General features: G+C 73.4%; 14 protein-coding genes. 10 read left to right on the top strand and 4 right to left on the bottom strand.

The window, feature by feature from the left end; translation table 11 throughout:
* Both ACH4E7_RS39970 and ACH4E7_RS39975 read right to left on the bottom strand, forming a co-directional pair.
* Nucleotides 1-314: helix-turn-helix domain-containing protein (locus ACH4E7_RS39970; RefSeq protein WP_396254128.1), on the bottom strand; the 314-nt coding region annotated here is incomplete at its 3' end.
* A gap of 15 nt (nt 315-329) precedes the next feature.
* Complete coding sequence (locus ACH4E7_RS39975) at nt 330-1,193, bottom strand: universal stress protein (protein ID WP_396254129.1); 864 nt, start codon at nt 1,191-1,193, stop codon at nt 330-332.
* A gap of 736 nt (nt 1,194-1,929) precedes the next feature.
* On the opposite strand from ACH4E7_RS39975, the gene ACH4E7_RS39980 reads away from it, so the two are divergent.
* Entirely contained in the window at nt 1,930-2,895 is a 966-nt protein-coding gene (locus ACH4E7_RS39980) for a ferritin family protein (RefSeq protein ID WP_396254130.1), read from the top strand.
* A gap of 109 nt (nt 2,896-3,004) precedes the next feature.
* Here the strand turns inward: ACH4E7_RS39980 and ACH4E7_RS39985 are convergent, their stop codons facing one another.
* The gene (locus ACH4E7_RS39985; RefSeq protein ID WP_396254131.1) at nt 3,005-5,335 is read right to left on the bottom strand and encodes a heavy metal translocating P-type ATPase; all 2,331 of its coding nucleotides are present in this window, start codon (nt 5,333-5,335) and stop codon (nt 3,005-3,007) included.
* Nucleotides 5,336-5,549: 214 nt separating this feature from the next.
* Between ACH4E7_RS39985 and ACH4E7_RS39990 the strand changes: the two genes are divergently transcribed.
* The 8 genes from ACH4E7_RS39990 to ACH4E7_RS40025 all read left to right on the top strand — a co-directional run bounded on the left by ACH4E7_RS39990 (nt 5,550) and on the right by ACH4E7_RS40025 (nt 12,046).
* The gene (locus ACH4E7_RS39990) at nt 5,550-6,239 is read left to right on the top strand and encodes a response regulator transcription factor (RefSeq protein WP_396254132.1); all 690 of its coding nucleotides are present in this window, start codon (nt 5,550-5,552) and stop codon (nt 6,237-6,239) included.
* A complete protein-coding gene (locus ACH4E7_RS39995) occupies nt 6,236-7,591 on the top strand; it encodes an ATP-binding protein (RefSeq protein ID WP_396254133.1) in 1,356 nt (451 codons plus the stop codon). Before ACH4E7_RS39990 ends, ACH4E7_RS39995 begins: the two co-directional genes overlap by 4 nt.
* Nucleotides 7,592-7,691: 100 nt before the next feature.
* Nucleotides 7,692-8,117 (top strand): hypothetical protein, encoded by a 426-nt coding sequence (locus ACH4E7_RS40000; RefSeq protein ID WP_396254134.1) that lies wholly within the window; start codon nt 7,692-7,694, stop codon nt 8,115-8,117.
* Nucleotides 8,114-9,055 (top strand): FAD:protein FMN transferase, encoded by a 942-nt coding sequence (locus tag ACH4E7_RS40005; protein WP_396254135.1) that lies wholly within the window; start codon nt 8,114-8,116, stop codon nt 9,053-9,055. The genes ACH4E7_RS40000 and ACH4E7_RS40005 overlap by 4 nt, the downstream gene beginning before the upstream one ends.
* Complete coding sequence (locus ACH4E7_RS40010) at nt 9,052-9,744, top strand: ferric reductase-like transmembrane domain-containing protein (RefSeq protein ID WP_396254136.1); 693 nt, start codon at nt 9,052-9,054, stop codon at nt 9,742-9,744. Before ACH4E7_RS40005 ends, ACH4E7_RS40010 begins: the two co-directional genes overlap by 4 nt.
* The gene (locus tag ACH4E7_RS40015; protein WP_396254137.1) at nt 9,741-11,030 is read left to right on the top strand and encodes an NADH-ubiquinone oxidoreductase-F iron-sulfur binding region domain-containing protein; all 1,290 of its coding nucleotides are present in this window, start codon (nt 9,741-9,743) and stop codon (nt 11,028-11,030) included. Before ACH4E7_RS40010 ends, ACH4E7_RS40015 begins: the two co-directional genes overlap by 4 nt.
* Nucleotides 11,027-11,239: a ferredoxin gene (locus ACH4E7_RS40020; RefSeq protein ID WP_396254138.1), complete on the top strand. Its 213-nt coding sequence runs from the start codon at nt 11,027-11,029 to the stop codon at nt 11,237-11,239. Before ACH4E7_RS40015 ends, ACH4E7_RS40020 begins: the two co-directional genes overlap by 4 nt.
* A 93-nt stretch (nt 11,240-11,332) precedes the next feature.
* Nucleotides 11,333-12,046 (top strand): VIT1/CCC1 transporter family protein, encoded by a 714-nt coding sequence (locus tag ACH4E7_RS40025; protein ID WP_396254139.1) that lies wholly within the window; start codon nt 11,333-11,335, stop codon nt 12,044-12,046.
* Between the two features lie 399 nt (nt 12,047-12,445).
* Here ACH4E7_RS40025 and ACH4E7_RS40030 read toward each other — a convergent pair whose 3' ends face one another.
* Complete coding sequence (locus ACH4E7_RS40030) at nt 12,446-14,035, bottom strand: oleate hydratase (RefSeq protein WP_396254140.1); 1,590 nt, start codon at nt 14,033-14,035, stop codon at nt 12,446-12,448.
* A 314-nt stretch (nt 14,036-14,349) separates the two neighbouring features.
* Between ACH4E7_RS40030 and ACH4E7_RS40035 the strand changes: the two genes are divergently transcribed.
* Complete coding sequence (locus ACH4E7_RS40035) at nt 14,350-16,734, top strand: phosphoketolase (protein ID WP_396254141.1); 2,385 nt, start codon at nt 14,350-14,352, stop codon at nt 16,732-16,734.
* Nucleotides 16,735-16,895 lie beyond the last annotated feature (161 nt).

Here is a 16,895-nt window from a genome sequence, read left to right on the forward strand (position 1 = left end):
CAGGCCGCCGGGTCCAGTTCCTCGGTCCGTACCCGGGAGTTGGCGCGGGCCCGGCCGGGCGGCACGTCGTGTCCGGCGCCGAGCAGGTCGGTGACGGTGGTGTCGAGCGCGTCGGCGAGCCGGGTGAGGGTGGTGACGCCGACCGGGACGGGGTGCGTCTCCAGGTATGCGACGAACCCCGTGTCCAGGCCGCCGCGTTCCGCCACCAGCTCGCGGGTGAGCCCGAGTTGGGTGCGGCGGTGGGCGACCCGGCGTCCGAGGTCGCCGGGGTCGGCCGGGCGGGGATGCGCTGGGCTTTCGTGCGTGGTCTTCATGACGATCCTCCGGGTTCAGGCGGGGTTGCCGTTCGGGACGATCACCAGCGGCACCGTGCAGCGGTGCACCAGCGCGCGGCCGGTGGAGCCGAACAGCAGGCCGCGGAAGCCGCCGAGGCCCCGGCTGCCGATCACCAGGCAGCGGGTGTGTGTCGCGATGGTGGCCAGCATCGGGGCGGGGGAGCCGGTGAGCACCTCGCGTCGGACCCGGATGTCCGGGTACTTCTCCGGCCAGCCGGCCAGTGCCTCGGACAGGTCCGTCAGGGACTCCTCGATCAGGTCGGGTCGGCCCGCCTCGGCCGGGCGGCGGACCTCCACGGCCAGCACATCGGTGCCGCCGATCGAGGCCTCCTCGAAGGCGAAGCCGATCGCGGCCCTGGAGGCCGGGGAGCCGTCTACCCCGACCACGACCGGCCCGCGGCCGGACACGCCGGCGGCGGGCTCGGGGACGAGGGCGAGCGGGCAGCCCAGGTGGCCGGCCAGGGAGGCGCCCTTGGAGCCGATCGGCAGCGCGGAGCGCGCCTCGGTCAGCCGGCGCACGCCGAGCACGAGCTGCGCGGCCCGGTCGGCGGCCTCGCGCAGCACCCGTACCGGCCGGCCCTCGGCGAGCTCGGAGGTGATCTCCAGCCCGGGTTGCCGCTCTGCGGCCAGCAGCCGGGCGGTGTCCAGCACCGCCTCCCCGGCGGCCCGCAGCCCGATCGCCCAGGGACGGTCCGCCGCACCCTCCGCACGGCCGGTCGGCCACTCCTGTGCGTGCAGCAGTTGCAGCGGCAGGTGGCGTCCGGCCGCCTCGTCCGCCGCCCAGCGCACGGCCCAGCGGCTGGCCTCGGAGCGGTCGACACCCACGATCACCTGGCGGTGGGTTTCGAAGCCGTCCATCACAGACTCCTTCGTCGGCCCCGGCCGGCGCCGTCACCGGCTCTGTGCGGAGCCCTGACCACCCTCATCGTCGGCCGCCGTCGAGTGGCCCAGGGAGGGCCGGTCGGGCCCGGGCTACGGGCCGGTGGGCCCTGATGGCTCAGCGGCCGCGACCCTGCCGGTCCTGCCCGGCCGCCCGCCGCCGCCGTACCGCGTCCTCGTGCTCGGCCCGACCGCCGAAGACACCGCGATGACGCGCGCCTTCGCCGCCTCGGCGACCGCGGAGCACGGCCGACGACGCACTGCTCTCTGCCATGGCGGCCAAATTCCTGATCGCCCGCATCCTCCCCGGGGGCGTCCGCATCCAGGGGTCTCCGAAGCGCGCATCGGATGGTGTGGGTACCGATTGCTGGCCTGGGCGGTAGGGGGCTTCCCGTGGGCAGCATGACGGTTTCGGCGCGGGTTCGGGCAGTGGTGGGTTCTCCCCGGCCCCGCGAGCCGAAGGGTGTCGTAGACGTGGGTCTCGGTGATGATCGTGCTGTCGGGCATGTGGATCTTCTCGACCTGGTAGGAGCCGGCGTCGGCCTTGACCACGAAGATCTGCCAAGGTGCCGGCGGCAGCCGACTCGGTGAGCTCCACCGCTGCGGTGTGCGTCCGTGTATTCACCTGGATGGGTGCGGCCGGATGGCCGTATCCGGGGCGTCTTGCTGTGATGGGCGAGGGTGCCCGACGAATGCGTCCGCCAAGGAGGTTGAGATGACCGCCTACCCGATACGCGCTCTGGTCACCGGTGCGTTGGCTGCGAGCGTCGCGATGTGCGCCGTCTCCGCCGCGTCTGCCGCACCGGTTGTCGACGGCTCGGCTGCCGGAACCGCGATCCCGACTCTGCAGCAACAGACGCAGACCAACCTGAAGCAGTCCATGGGGGGCGAGGCGTTCGCCAACGCCTCCTACACCCTCTCCGCGGCCCAGGCCCAGCGCGAGGGCCGACCGACGGTGGCCGACCTCTTCCGAAAGACCGCCGGTGTGGAGCTGGGTGAGCACTTCACCCAGGAAGCCGTACTGAGCGGCCTCGTGGGCAGCAATGAGGCCAACCTCACCGACGCCATCACCGGCGAGGGGTACGAGTCCACCACCATGTACCCGACGTTCGCCCGCCAGGCCAAGGCGGCCGGCGACACCGCCGCCGCCGACCTCTTCACCGAGATCGCCAAGGACGAGGCGGCCCACCAGGCCGCGTATCAGGCCGCCCTCACCGCGCTCCGCACCGGCAAGGGCGCCGTCCCGGCACCACCGGCCGTCAACCCCGTGACGGTACCGGCCGGGCAGCCCAAGGTCACCTCGGCGCAGACCAAGGCCAACCTCGACACCGCCATGCACGGTGAGGCCCTGGCGCACGCCAAGTACGGCCTCTACGCCCAGCGCGCCCAGCAGAACGGCAACCCCGCCCTGGCGCGCCTGTTCACCGCCGTCTCCGACGTGGAGCTGCAGGAGCACTTCTCCGGCGAGGCGGCGCTGGCCGGAACGGTCGGTACCACGAGCCAGAACCTGGCCACGGCCATCGCCGGCGAGACCTACGAGTCCCAGACCATGTACCCGACGTTCGCCCAGCAGGCCAAGGCCGCCGGCGACACCGCCGCGGCCACCCTCTTCCAGCACAACGCCACCGATGAGGCCGGCCACGCCCAGGCATTCCAGACCGCCCGCAAGGGCCTGGGCTGACCCGACGGTGACCGCCCCGTTTCCGGGTGAGCCCCTGCCGGGGCCCGCCCGGGCGGTGTCGGAGAAGTCGGGGGCGGTCGACTCGACCGCCCCCCACTTCTCCGTTCGGTCAGTGTGCGAGGGAGAAGTAGTTCTCCTCCTCCTGGGCGAAGTGCAGGCGCAGCACGCTGTGGAGGCCGTAGAGGCAGGCCCGCAGGTCGTCGAGCTGTTCGTCGCGCAGGTGGCCGTGGTTGGTGTCGGCGAGTTGCAGGTGGGTGGCGACCCGGTGGGCGAGGCGGTGGATCTCGGTGTGGGCGCGGCTCATGGTGGCGGTGGCCTCCGGCCCGCCGAGGGCGGGGGCGAGGGCCGGATAGAGCTGGTGCTCCTCGGCCAGTTCGTGCGGCAGGAGCCGTTCGGTGAGGAGCCGGTTGACGTGGCGGACTGCGTGCAGGGCCTGCGGGCCGGTGGTGTCGGTGAGCTGGTCGGCGGCTTCACGGACGGCTTCGATGACCTCGCGCAGGTCGTCGTGTTCGGCCGCGAAGTGCCGGATGAGCTGTTCGGTGGCCGGTTCGATGGTGGGCAGGGCGGTGCGGTCGAGGCGTAGGGCGCGCAGGGCGTTGAGGATGACGGCGACGTCGATGGCTTCCTGGAGCAGGGCGCCGGCGGCGGGCGGGAGCAGGCCGTACGCGGCGGCGACCATGGCGGCGAGAGAGAGCAGCATGCCGCCGAGGGCGCTCTGGACGGCAATACGCCGGGCGCGAACGGCGATGATTGCGGCGTCGGCGAGGCGGTCGACGCGGTCGGTGGTGAGCACGATGTCGGCGGCCTCGGTGGAGGCGCTGGAGCCGCGAGCGCCCATGGCGACGCCGACGTCCGCGGCGGCGAGGGCGGGAGCGTCGTTGACGCCGTCGCCGACCATGACGGTGACGGCGCGCTCGCGTTCGGCGCGAACGGCGGCGACTTTGTCAGCGGGGGTCTGCTGGGCGTGGACGTCGTCGAGGCCGAGGACGGCGGCGACCTCGCGGGCCGGCTCGGTGCGGTCGCCGGTGAGCATGAGCAGGCGGGTGATGCCGGCTTCGCGCAGGCGGCGCAGGGTGCGGGGTGCGTCATGGCGGAGCGGGTCGCGCAGCAGGATCGCTCCGGTGGGCGTGTCGTCGGTGGACAGCCAGGAGGTGGTGGCGCCGTCCAGGGTGGCGCGGTTGTCGGCGGCGCGGGCCCAGGCGGACAGGGGTGCACCGTCGTGTTTGCCGACGCTCACCACCGTGCCGTCGACGTGGCCGGTGGCGCCGCGGCCGGGCTCCTCGGCGATGTCGTGTGCGGGCAGGAGGGCCAGGCCGCGGACGTGGGCTTCGTCGGTGATGGCCCGGGCGAGGACGTGCGGGGAGTACTGGTCGACGGAGGCGGCCAGTGTGAGGACCTCGGTCACGCTGTGGCCGGGGGCGGCGGCGATGTCGATGACACGGGGGCGGCCGGTGGTGAGGGTGCCGGTCTTGTCCAGGACAAGGGTGCGGGCGCGGCCGAGGGTTTCCAGGGCTGCGCCGTCGCGGATGACGACGCCTTGGCGGGCGGCGCGGGACAGGCCGGAGACGATCGCGACCGGTGCCGCGAGCAGCAGCGGGCAGGGGGTGGCGACGACCAGCACGGCCACCGCCCGCACCGCCGATCCGCTGAGCAGCCAGGCCAGGCCGGCCACGGCGAGGGACAGCGGCAGGAACCAGGCGGCGTACCGGTCGGCGAGCCGGATCACCGGGGCGCTCTCGGCACCGGCCTGCCGGGCGAGGCGGACGATCTCCGCGTAGGTGCTGTCGGCTTCGGCGGCTGTCGCGCGCAGGTCGAAGGCGCTGCCCGCGTTGACGCCGCCGCTGCGGACCGTCTCTCCGGCTGCCCGCTCGATGTGCGCCGACTCCCCGGTCAGGACGGACTCGTCCAGGACAGTGGTGCCGCCCTCGATCCGGCCGTCGACCGGGACGACCTCGCCGGGCCCGACCACCAGGAGGTCACCGACCCGTACCTCCGAGAGGGGGACGGTGCGGATCTGGTCGCCGGTGCGGCGGCGGGCCGAGCGCGGGGCGTGTTCGAGCAGGTGGCGTAGATCGTGGGAGGCGCGGCGTTCGGCGGCGGCGTCCAGCCAGCGGCCGGTGGCGAGCATGAGTGCGATCAGAGCTCCGGCCAGGTACTCGCCAGTGGCGAGGGTGCCGGCCAGGGCGAGGACGGCGATCAGGTCGACCCCGGTCCGGCCCCGGCGCAGAGCGCTGATCACCCAGGCGAGGGAGGGGATGATCGCCACTGCGGTTCCGGCGGCCCAGCACGCATCGGCGAGCGTTCCGGCCCCGGCGAGCCAGGCGATCCCGCCGGCGGCCAGCGCCGCGCCGGTGACGGCGAGCAGGGCCGGTTCCAGCCAGGCATGCGGGCCGTGGGCCGTGCGCTGCGCCGCCTGCTTGTCGTTGTGCAGCTCGGTCATGCCGGACCTCCGATCCTCCAGTCCACCGAACCCCACGGGCTCGTTCAGGTGCCAGGGGCCTTCGGGCCGATCGGCTGGGCCGGGCGGGACCTGATCGTGTACCGGACAGCTGCGGGTGGAGCCGGGGCTGTTCGACCCAAGCGATCATTCCCCGGGTGTGGGCACGATGGCGGTGACCGCCGAACCGGCCGGCCAGACCAGGGAGCGGGACGAAATGACTACGGCGACGGACACCGGGGCCTTCCGGGTGCTGGTGGTGGAGGACGATCCGGTGATCGCGGACTCCCTCGTGCGGGGCCTGCGGCAGGCCGGCTACGCCGCCGACAGCGTCGACACCGGCCGTGCCGCGCTGGCGGCGCCCGTACCCGATGTGCTGCTGCTCGACCTGGGCCTGCCGGACATGGACGGCGTCGAGGTGTGCCGGAGGATCCGGCAGCGCTCGGACACGGCGATCATCGCGGTCACCGCGCGCGGGGAGGAGGCCGACCGGGTCCTGGCCCTGGACGAAGGCGCCGACGACTACCTGGTCAAGCCCTTCGGCCTGGCCGAGCTGATGGCCCGGCTGCGCGCGGTGCTGCGCCGCACCCGCCCGTCGGAGCAGGAGCCGGTGCGCCACGGCCCGCTCACGGTCGACCGCCGCACCCGCCGGGTGACGGTCGGCGGCCGGGAGGTCCCCCTGACGCCGAAGGAGTTCGACATCCTGGCCTGTCTCGCGGCCGACCCGGGCCGGGTGGTGACCCGTCAGGAGATCCTGGAGAGCGCCTGGGACGCGCACTGGTACGGGCCGACGAAGGTGGTGGACGTCCACGTCGCCGCGCTGCGGCGCAAGCTCGGCGTGCCCGGTCTGATCGAGACGGCCTACGGGCGGGGCTTCCGACTCGGTGAGGTCGCGGAGACGCCGTGACCCGCCGGATCGTGCTGGCCCTGCTCGCACTGACGGTCGTTCTGGTGGCCGCGGCGGCGGTACCCCTGGGGTCGTCGATCACGCAGCGCGAACACCTGGCGTTCCGGGACAAGGCCCAGGCCGCCACCCGGGTCATCGCCGCCTCCGCCGAGGAATACCTGTCCGACCGGGCACCGGCGGACGCCATGAACGCCGATCTCTCCGACGTGGCGAAGGCGGGGGACTGCGCGGCGGTGTACGAGGCGAACGGCCGGCTGGTGGCCGCGACGCCGTGCCAGGCCGCCCAGGCCCCCGAGGCCCGCGAGCTGGCGGCCGAGACCATCAGGGGCCGGGAGCCGGAACCGCCCGAGACGGACGGTCGGCTGCTGGCCGCCGAGCCCGTCGGAGCGTTCCGGCAGCCGGACGGCGCGGTGGTCCTGGCCCGTTCGGCAGCCCCGCTGGACACCCGGATCGCGGTCACCTGGGCCTGGATCGGTCTGGTGGCCGTGGCCGGGATCACGGCCTCCGCCCTGGTCTCGGTCCGGCTCGCCCGCTGGGTGAACCGCCCGCTGACCACCCTGGACGTCGCCGCCCACAAGCTCGGCGAGGGCCGGCTCGGCGAACGCGCCGCCGTGGACAGCGGCCCGCCCGAGGTCCGCCGACTGGCCGCGACGTTCAACACCATGGCCGCCCGCACCGAGGCACTGATCCACGGCCACCAGGCCGTCGTCGCCGACGTCTCCCACCAACTGCGCACCCCGCTGGCAGCCCTGCGGCTGCGGCTCGACCTCCTGGCCACCGCCACACCGGAGAGCGCACCCGAGTTGCTGGCCTCCGCCCAGGAGGAAGTGGCCCGGCTCTCGCGCCTGGTGGACGGGCTGCTCGCGGTGGCACGGGCCGAGCAGACCGTACCGAAACCGGTACCGATGCGCGTCGGCGAGGTCGCGGCCGACCGGGTGGCGGCCTGGGAGCCGGTCGCGCAGGAACGCGGGATCCACCTTGTCAGCCACTGCCAGGACGGCCATCCGGTCGCCCTGGGGAAAGGCGACCTGGAGCAGGTGCTGGACAACCTGCTGGCCAACGCCCTGGATGCCGTCCCGGACGGCGGGACGGTGACGATCGACAGCATCCCCGTGCCCGGCGTTGTCCGGGTACGGGTGGTGGACGACGGCCCCGGCATGACCCCCGAGGCACGCGCGGTCGCCTTCCACCGCTTCGGCAATCCCAAGGCCCGGGGCAGCGGGCTCGGTCTGGCGATCGTTCACCGGCTCATCACCGCCAACGGCGGCACCGTCGCCCTGAAGGACACGCCCGGTGGCGGCCTGACCGTCGTCCTCGACCTGCCCTTGTGGCACGACCGCCGAACACCTTGATCTTTACCGGTTCTGCACAGCTTGTGAGCAGGTCCGAGAAGCGCCCCGACGCATCGTGGTCAGTGGAAACACCCGTACCGGACCACGAGGAGCGTCCGCCATGGCCGAACTCCACAACCAGCCTGAGCCGGAAGGGCCCGGGCGCCGCGAGCGTGGGATGAGACGGGTCTCCACCGCCACCCGCTGGACCGTCGCGGCTGCCGCCGCCGGGTCCGCCGCTCTCGGCCTCACTTACGTCAGCCTCGCGCCCGGCGTCACCGGCGCGCCCGCGCCGGCACCCGCACCGACACAGAGCACGCTGCCCGCCGAGGCGACCTGCACCCAGCAACCCGCCGCTCCCGCCCCGGCCAACACGCCGCCGCGCGGCGACAAGGAGCAGGGCCGCGAGAACTATGAGGAACTCGCGGCTCCGGCACCGAGCGCCGCCACGCCGCAGTCCACGGTCACCTGCACGACCCTCTCTCCACCGACGCAAGCCCCGGCCCCCACTCACCAGATGCCGCAGACCCGGACCGGTGCGTCGTGAACGGCCACCGCGTCCTCGGCGCGGCCACCAGCTTCCCCGCCCTCGGCACCACTGCCACCCTGCTGACCACCGATCAGCGGACGCTGACCGAAGCCGAGCGGATCCTGATGGACGAACTCGCTGCCATCGACCACGTGTGCAGTCGCTTCCGTCCCGGCTCCGAACTCAGCCGGATCAATGCCGCCGCCGGCACCGCCACGACCGTCAGCGAGTTGTTCGCCGAAGCGCTGGAGGCGGCGCTGCGTGCCGCCGAACTGACCGGCGGGGCCGTCGACCCGACCGTGGGGCGCGCCGTGATCGCCCTCGGCTATGACCGCACCTTCACCTCCCTGCGCCCTCAGGACACCACGCCGCTGCCCACGGCCCGGCCCGCCACCGGCTGGCAGGCCGTCGACTGGGACCCGGGCACCCGGCGCCTGCTCGTGCCGTACGGCACCGTCCTGGACCTGGGTGCGACCGCCAAGGCTCTGGCCGCCGACCGCGCCGCCCGCCGGATCGCCGACGCCACCGGCAGCGGCGTTCTGGTCAACCTCGGCGGCGACCTCGCCATCGCGGGCCAAGCCCCACACGGGGGCTGGGCCGTCGGCCTGGCCGACGACCACGCCGCCACCGGCTCCGGCCCGGTCGTCGCCGTCACCTCAGGTGCCCTGGCGACCTCGGGCGTGAGCGTGCGCATGTGGCGCCGCGGCGGCCACGTGGTCCACCACATCGTCGACCCCGCCACCGGCCGGTCCACCGAGGCGTACTGGCGCACCGTCACGGTCGCCGCCGGCACCTGCGTGGACGCCAACACCGCCACCACCGCCGCGATCGTGCTCGGCAACGCCGCCACCGCCTGGCTGGAACGGACCGGGCTGCCCGCCCGCCTGGTCCGGCTGGACGGCACCGTTACCCGGCTCGGTGGCTGGCCCCACGACCGGGCAGGAGGCCCGAGATGACCGCCGCGACCGCCCTCGCCGCCAGCCCGCTCTGGTACGCCAGCCGCGCCGGCGGCACTGTCAGCCTCGTCCTGCTCACCGCGACCGTAGCCCTCGGCATCGCGATCGGCGGCAAGGCCCGACCGCGCCGGATCGGCCGCTTCGAGATCGGTCTGCTCCATCGCAACCTGGCCGTCCTCACCCTCGCCTTCCTCACCCTGCACATCGCCACCGCGATCATCGATCCCTACGTCCACCTCTCCTGGGCCACCGCCGTCGTTCCGTTCGGCGCCTCCTACCGGCCGCTGTGGCTGGGCCTGGGCACTGTCGCCCTCGACCTCCTGCTCGCGGTGGCGATCACCAGCGCACTGCGCCTGCGCATTGGCCAAGGGGGGTGGAAGGCGGTGCACTGGCTGGCGTACGCGGCCTGGCCGGTCGGCCTGTTCCACGCGGTCGGCACCGGCAGCGACACCCGTCTGCCGCTGCAACTGTGGCTCTACGCCGCCTGCCTGGCCGCGGTGGCTGCCGCCGCAGGCTGGCGGCTCTACCGGGCCGGGCCCGGCCACATCGCGGCGCGTCTGAGTGCCGGCCTCCTGGTCGTGGCCGTGCCGCTGCTGGCCACCGCGTTCCTGGCCGCCGGGCCGCTGCAACCCGGCTGGTCCCACCGCGCTGCCGCCCTCTCCGTCACCGCCCTGGGAGGCATCGGATGATCCCCGCACCGGCCCGCGCGCTCACCGAGCCGAGCGCCACCCCGCGGCTGCTGGACAGCTGGTCCGCCACTGGCAGGCCTCTTGGTCTCACCGAGCACCTTCGACACCACGGCCCCGTACCCCGGACGGGGCGAGCGCTGATCGAAGTCATCGAGGAAGCCGGGCTGACCGGGCGAGGCGGAGCCGGGTTCCCCACCGCGCGCAAGCTCCGCGCTGTCGCCGAGGGACGCCGCCGGGCCGTGGTCGTTGCCAACGGCATGGAGAGCGAACCGCTCAGCCGCAAGGACCGGACCCTCCTCGCCGTCGCCCCGCACTTGGTCCTGGACGGCGCGGTCTTGGCGGCCGAGGCCGTCGGCGCCGACCGCATCCACCTGTGCGTGCCCCGCAACCGCACCACCCAGCTGTCCGCCCTGGCCACCGCGGTCGAGGAACGCCGAGATGTCGGCGTCGACCCCGTGGTCGTCCGGATCGAGGCGCTGCCGCACGGCTACGTCACCAGCGAGTCGACCGCCCTGGTCCACTGGCTCAACGGCGGCCCCGCCCGCCCCACCAGTTCCCCGCCCCGCACCCGCGAGAAGGGTGTCCGGGGACGGCCCACCCTCGTCCAGAACGTCGAAACCCTCGCCCACCTCGCCCTGATCGCCCGCCACGGCGCCGACTGGTTCCGACAGGCCGGCACCACCGCCTCACCCGGCACCACCCTGGTCACCGTGGCCGGAGCCGTTCACCGCCCCGGCGTCCTCGAAACCGAACCCGGCACCCTCGTCGGAACGCTCCTCCAGCAGGCCGGCGGCCCGGACCAGCCGCTCCAGGCCGTCCTGCTCGGCGGCTTCGCCGGAACCTGGCTGAGCCTCCCCCACGCCCTCGGCCTGCCGTTCAGCCGCGAGGGCCTCACCCCACACGCCGCGCCCGGAGCCGGCGTCATCGCCGCCCTTCCACACGACGCCTGCCCCCTCGCCGAGACCGCCCGCATCCTCGCCTACCTGGCCGCCAACGGAGCCCAGCAGTGCGGCCCCTGCCTCTTCGGCCTGCCCGCCGTCGCCGACGACTTCACCGCCCTCGCTGACGGCCACGCCACCCCCGACCTCCTCGACCGCCTCCGCCACCGGATCGGCCTACTGCCCGGACGCGGCGCCTGCCGTCACCCCGACGGCGCCGCCCGCCTCGCCGCCAGCGCCCTCGCCACCTTCACCGGCGACGTCGACCACCACCTGACCCACGGCCACTGCCACCGCCCGGCCACCCTGCCCGTCCCACCCGCGACCCGCACCCAGGAGTGGACATGACCGCCGTCGACCGCGAGGTCCTGCGCATCGACCGGATCGCCTGCACCGGCCACGGCCAGTGCGCCGAACTGCTCCCCGAACTCATCACCCTCGACGAATGGGGGTACCCCGTCCAGCACGGCGCCGTCGTACCGCGCAGCCTGCGCTCGTATGCCGGCCGCGCGGTCCGGGCCTGCCCGCGCCTCGCCTTGCGCACCGACCGCCGGTGACCGGCGTCCCGCCCGGACGGCCCGCCCGGACGGGACAGCTGCCCGGCTCCCCGCGACACTGATCTCGACAAGCCGACAGGAGCAACCGCCCCGATGACCCGCCACGACCGCTTCACCCCGCACCCCGAGCGCCACGCCGCAGGCCGGGCTGGCTGGCTGCGCGCCGCCGTCCTCGGCGCCAACGACGGCCTGGTCTCGGTCGCCAGCCTCATGGTCGGCCTCGCCGCCAGCGGGGCGAGCACCTCCACCGTCGTCACCGGAGGCCTGGCAGGCCTGTCCGCCGGTGCCATGGCGATGGCCGCCGGCGAGTACGTCTCCGTCAGCTCCCAGGTCGACGTCGAGACCGCCGACCGCGCCAAGGAAGCCCGTGAACTCGCCGAGGCCCCGGAGGCCGAACTCGCCGAACTCACCGCCATCTACGAAAGCCGGGGCGTCCCGCGCGACCTCGCCCGACAGGTCGCCGAGGCCCTGCACGAGGCCGACCCGCTCCAGGCCCACCTGCGCGACGAACTCGGCCACAGCGAACACACCGCCGCCAACCCCCTCCAGGCCGCCCTCGCCTCCGCCACCAGCTTCCTCGGCGGCGGACTCGTGCCCTTCCTCGGCCTCCTCGCCGGATCCACCACCACACGCCTGTGGCTGATCGTCGCCGTCACGCTCTGCGGCCTCGCCCTGGCCGGCATCCTCGCCGCCCGCGCCGCCGGAACCACCATCCTGCGCCCCGCACTGCGCGTGGTCATCGGCGGTGGGCTTGCGATGGCCATCACCGCAGCCGTCGGCGAACTTGCACATGTATCCGGGGTCTGAGGGCACCCTCGCGAATAACGGCGAGACCGACTCGACAGTCGCTGGCCGAATCCCGCGCAGGACACGGCCTGTCGGTCCGCCATGCCTCCGGTATCTACCAGTCGAAGGATGGCAACACGCTTCAACTGTCCGCAGAAGCCGTTGCTGCTGCCTTCGCATGCACTGACGGCGCCTGAGCCGAGGAATCTGGTGTCCTCGGCGGTGGGGCAGATGGTCAGACGAGCCGGTGGCGGCGGTGTCGTGGACGAGCGGCGGCGGCGACCTGGACGGAGGCGCGTTTCTCTCCCGACTCCCGAGGTTTCCGTCCCGGACCGGCGTCCCCGAGCGGGCGCGGACGGCCGAGGGGCGCGTACCGGGGCCGGGCGAGGCGCGAGCGCGTACCCCGCCCTGGCGTCCGGTTCACGCGAAGGCGGTCTTGAGGACCTGGAGGACGGTGTCGGCGTCGGTCAGGGCGTGGTGGACCGGCGGGACGGGCAGGTCGAGGCCGAGCAAGCGGTACACGGCGTGCATCGCGCCGCGCACCGAGTACTCGACGGTGAACACGACGTCTTCGGGGATCTCGACGTACTGGCCGAGGAAGGCGAAGTTGCGGGCACCGTGCGGGATGACCAGGGGGCGGTCGTGCACGGAGCGGCGGGCGAACTGGCTGGTGATGTACGGCATCATCACGGTGGTGACGGTCGTGGTCGCACGCACCTCGTCCGCGATGTCCTCGAAGCCGAGCTGGCCGAGGAGTTCGGTGAGGATCTGCTGCCCGGTGGACTCGGCCATGGCGGTGCCGGTGTGCTCGCCCGGGGTGTCCAGGAACAGGCCGTAGCCCCAGAGGGTGAACACGCCATCGGGCTGGTCGGCGAAGTGCGGCGGGCGGGGGACCACGATCGACATCAGCCACGGCGAGTCCTTGAAGGTCATCAGGGCGCCGGTGCCGGGGGCGTTTCCACTGAACTCCTCGATCCGCTTCAGCAGCGCCGGGCCGCGCATCGTCAACGTGAAGGACTCCCAGGAGGCTTCGGCGATGTTGCCGTTGAACACGGCGGGCCGGCCGAAGTCGGGCGCCTTGCGGGAGAGGGTCTCCCAGAGGGTCCAGCTGCCGTCGCGCTTGTCGCGGATCAGCTCGGGCACGGTGTCGTCGCCGCCGTAGGCGGCGTCGGCGGTCATCGAGCCCAGCGTGAGGAACGCCAGGTCGAGCTCGGCGAGTTCGACGGTCTCCGGGCTTCCGTCCCGGAGGAGGTGGAGGCGCTTGGCGCGCCGGATGCCGTCCTGCTCGGTGAAGTCGACGTCGGTGACGGTGACGCCGTGCTCGAAGCGTACGCCGCGTTCCAGCAGCCACTCGGTGAGCGGCCGGACGATGGAGTCGTACTGGTTGAGGCGGGTGCGGCGCACACCGGACAGGGTGTGGATGCGGGGGAACTCCTGGAGGAAGCGCAGGAAGTAGCGCTTGAGCTCGATGGCGCTGTGCCAGTTCTGGAAGGCGAAGGTGGTGCGCCACATCGCCCAGAAGTTCGTGGCGAAGAAGTGCTCGGAGAAGAACTCGTCGATCCGGCGGGCGCCGATCACCGACTCCGGCACCACCAACAGCCGGGCCAGCTCCAGCCGGTCACGGGTGTCGAGTCCGAGGCGGGAGGCGTCGAGGACGCGGTGCTCGCGGTCGATCAGGCGGGCTCTGGCGTGGGTGGGCCAGTCCCGGTTGAAGTCGATGACCTCCTGCCGGACGGAGACCGATTCGTCGTCCAGTGTGGGGATCGTCCCCAGCAGGTCCCACAGGCACGTGTACGCCTCGTCCTCCAGCATCCGCCCGCCCCGGGTGACGTACGCCTGCTCCGGCGATCCCCGCCCGTCGAGCGAGCCGCCGGCCAGCGGGAGCTGCTCCAGGACGTGGATGTTCTCGCCGGGGAAGTCGCCGTCGCGGATCAGAAAGGCCGCGGCGGCCAGCGTCGCTATTCCGCCGCCGACCAGGTAGGCCTGCGTTTCGCGCCCACAGTCGATCATGATCCGTCCATTCGTCGTCGCGCCCGCCCCATGCGGCGTACCCGCACCGTTTGGCAGGTGCCGCCAGCCTGCGGCAGAAGCGGCACCTCCACGCAGGGCCTGCAGTCCCCATTCCCGGGCCTTACGTCCCGGCGGCGGGCGGCGGGACCGGGGCCGTTCGAGTGAGGCCCAGGACGGGCAGGGACCACCGGCCCGTTCCCCCTCGCAGAATGTGGCCTGTTCGGCCCTGCGGAGGCTCCGGCCGCGGGGCGACGATGAGTGCCGACCGCCCGTGGCGGTCGGTGAAGCCGGCAGACTCCGAGGAGAGCACAGCCATGTCCGTCACCCCCAATTCGGCTCCCGGTGGACCGTCCGACGAGGAGGTCCGGGCGCTCGACGCGCACTGGCGGGCCGCCAACTACCTCACGGCGGGCCAGATCTACCTGATGGCGAACCCGTTGCTGCGCGAGCCGCTGCGCCCCGAGCACATCAAACCCCGGCTGCTGGGCCACTGGGGCACCTCGCCCGGCCTCAACCTGGTGCACACCCACCTCAACCGGGTGATCAGCGCACGGGACCTCGACGCCGTCTGCGTCTGGGGCCCCGGGCACGGCGGGCCCGCCGTCCTCGCCAACTCCTGGCTCGACGGCAGCTACACCGACACCTACCCCGACACCACCCGCGACGAGGCCGGCATGGCCTGGCTGTTCCGCCGGTTCTCCTTCCCTGGCGGTGTGCCCAGCCACGTAGCCCCCGAGACACCGGGTTCGATCCATGAGGGCGGGGAACTCGGATACGCGCTCTCGCACGCCTACGGCGCCGCCTTCGACAATCCCGGCCTGCTGGTCGCCTGCGTGATCGGCGACGGCGAGGCCGAGACCGGCCCGCTGGCGGCCTCCTGGCACGGCAACAAGTTCCTCGACCCCGTCCACGACGGCGCGGTCCTGCCGATCCTGCACCTCAACGGCTACAAGATCGCCAACCCGACCGTGCTCGCCCGCCTGCCCGAGGCGGAGCTCGACGCCCTGCTCCGCGGCTACGGCCACGACCCGCTGTACGTCGGCGGCGACGACCCGCTGACGGTCCACCGGGCCATGGCCGAGGCCATGGACACCGCCCTGGACCGGATCGCCGCCATCCAGCACGAGGCCCGCGCCGACGGCGGCACCCGCCGACCGCACTGGCCGCTCATCGTGCTGCGCACGCCCAAGGGCTGGACCGGCCCGGCCGAGGTGGACGGACTGCCGGTCGAGGGCACCTGGCGCGCCCACCAGGTGCCGCTCGACCAGGTCCGCGAAAACCCCGCGCACCTGCGGCAGCTGGAGGACTGGCTGCGCTCCTACCGGCCGGAGGAACTCTTCGACGAAGACGGCCGCCCGGCGGCGCGGGTCCTCGACGGCGTCCCGGAAGGCCCCCGCCGCCTCGGCGCCAACCCGCACGCCAACGGCGGCCTGCTGCTGCGCGACCTGCCCATGCCGCTGCTGGAGCGCTACGCCGTACCCGTGGACAAGCCCGGTGCGACGCTGCACGAGCCCACCCGGGTCCTGGGCGACCTGCTGGCCCAGGTGATGGCGGACACCGCCGAGCGCCGTGACTTCCGCCTGGTCGGCCCGGACGAGACCGCCTCCAACCGCCTCCAGGCCGTCTACACCGCCACCGGCAAGGCCTGGCAGGCCGACACCCTGCCCGTCGACGAACACCTCGCCCACGACGGGCGGGTGATGGAGATCCTCTCCGAACACACCTGCCAGGGCTGGCTGGAGGGCTACCTCCTCACCGGCCGACACGGCCTGTTCTCCTGCTACGAGGCCTTCGTCCACATCGTCGACTCCATGGTCAACCAGCACATCAAGTGGCTGCGCACCACCCGCGCGCTGCCCTGGCGCGCCCCCATCGCCTCGCTCAACTACCTGCTCACCTCGCACGTCTGGCGCCAGGACCACAACGGCTTCTCCCACCAGGACCCCGGCTTCGTCGACCACGTCCTCAACAAGAGCCCCGAAGCCGTCCGGGTCTACTTCCCACCGGACGCCAACACCCTGCTCGCCACCGCCGACCACGTGCTGCGCAGCCGCGACTACGTGAACGTCGTGGTCGCCGGCAAGCAGCCCTGCTTCGACTGGCTCACCCTCGATCAGGCCCGCGCCCACTGCGCCCGGGGCGCCGGGATCTGGGAATGGGCCGGCACCGACGACGGCAGCCGGGAGCCCGACGTCGTCCTGGCCTGCGCCGGTGACGTGCCCACCCAGGAGGTCCTCGCGGCCGCCGATCTGCTCCGCCGGCACCTGCCCGACCTCCGCGTCCGGGTGGTCAACGTGGTCGACCTGGCCCGGCTGATGCCCGCGGAGGAACACCCGCACGGGATGCCCGACGCCGAGTTCGACGCCCTGTTCACCCGCGACCGGCCGGTGATCTTCGCGTACCACGGCTACCCGTGGCTGATCCACCGCCTCGCCTACCGCCGGGCCGTCCACCCGCAGCTACACGTGCGCGGCTACAAGGAGTCCGGCACCACCACCACGCCCTTCGACATGGTGGTCCGCAACGACCTCGACCGCTACCGCCTGGTCATGGACGTCATCGACCGCGTCCCCGGCCTGGCCGTACCCGCCGCCGCCCTGCGCCAGGAGATGGGCGACCGACGCGCCCTCCACCACGACTGGATCCGCGAGCACGGCGTCGACCTGCCCGAGGTCATCGACTGGACCTGGCAGGGTTGACCCGACACCAGGGGGCGACCGTCAGCAGATGATCACCATGGACCTGCCCGTCGCCGTCGGCATCGACGGCTCCGAAGCCGGCCCGTGGGCCGCCGTTGAGGCGCCGGGCTCCGAGGCGCCGGGCTCCGAGGCGTCGGGGCCGGGTCGTGCGGGTGGAGCGG

The organism is Kitasatospora sp. NPDC018058, from assembly GCF_044327205.1.
Classification (GTDB): domain Bacteria; phylum Actinomycetota; class Actinomycetes; order Streptomycetales; family Streptomycetaceae; genus Kitasatospora.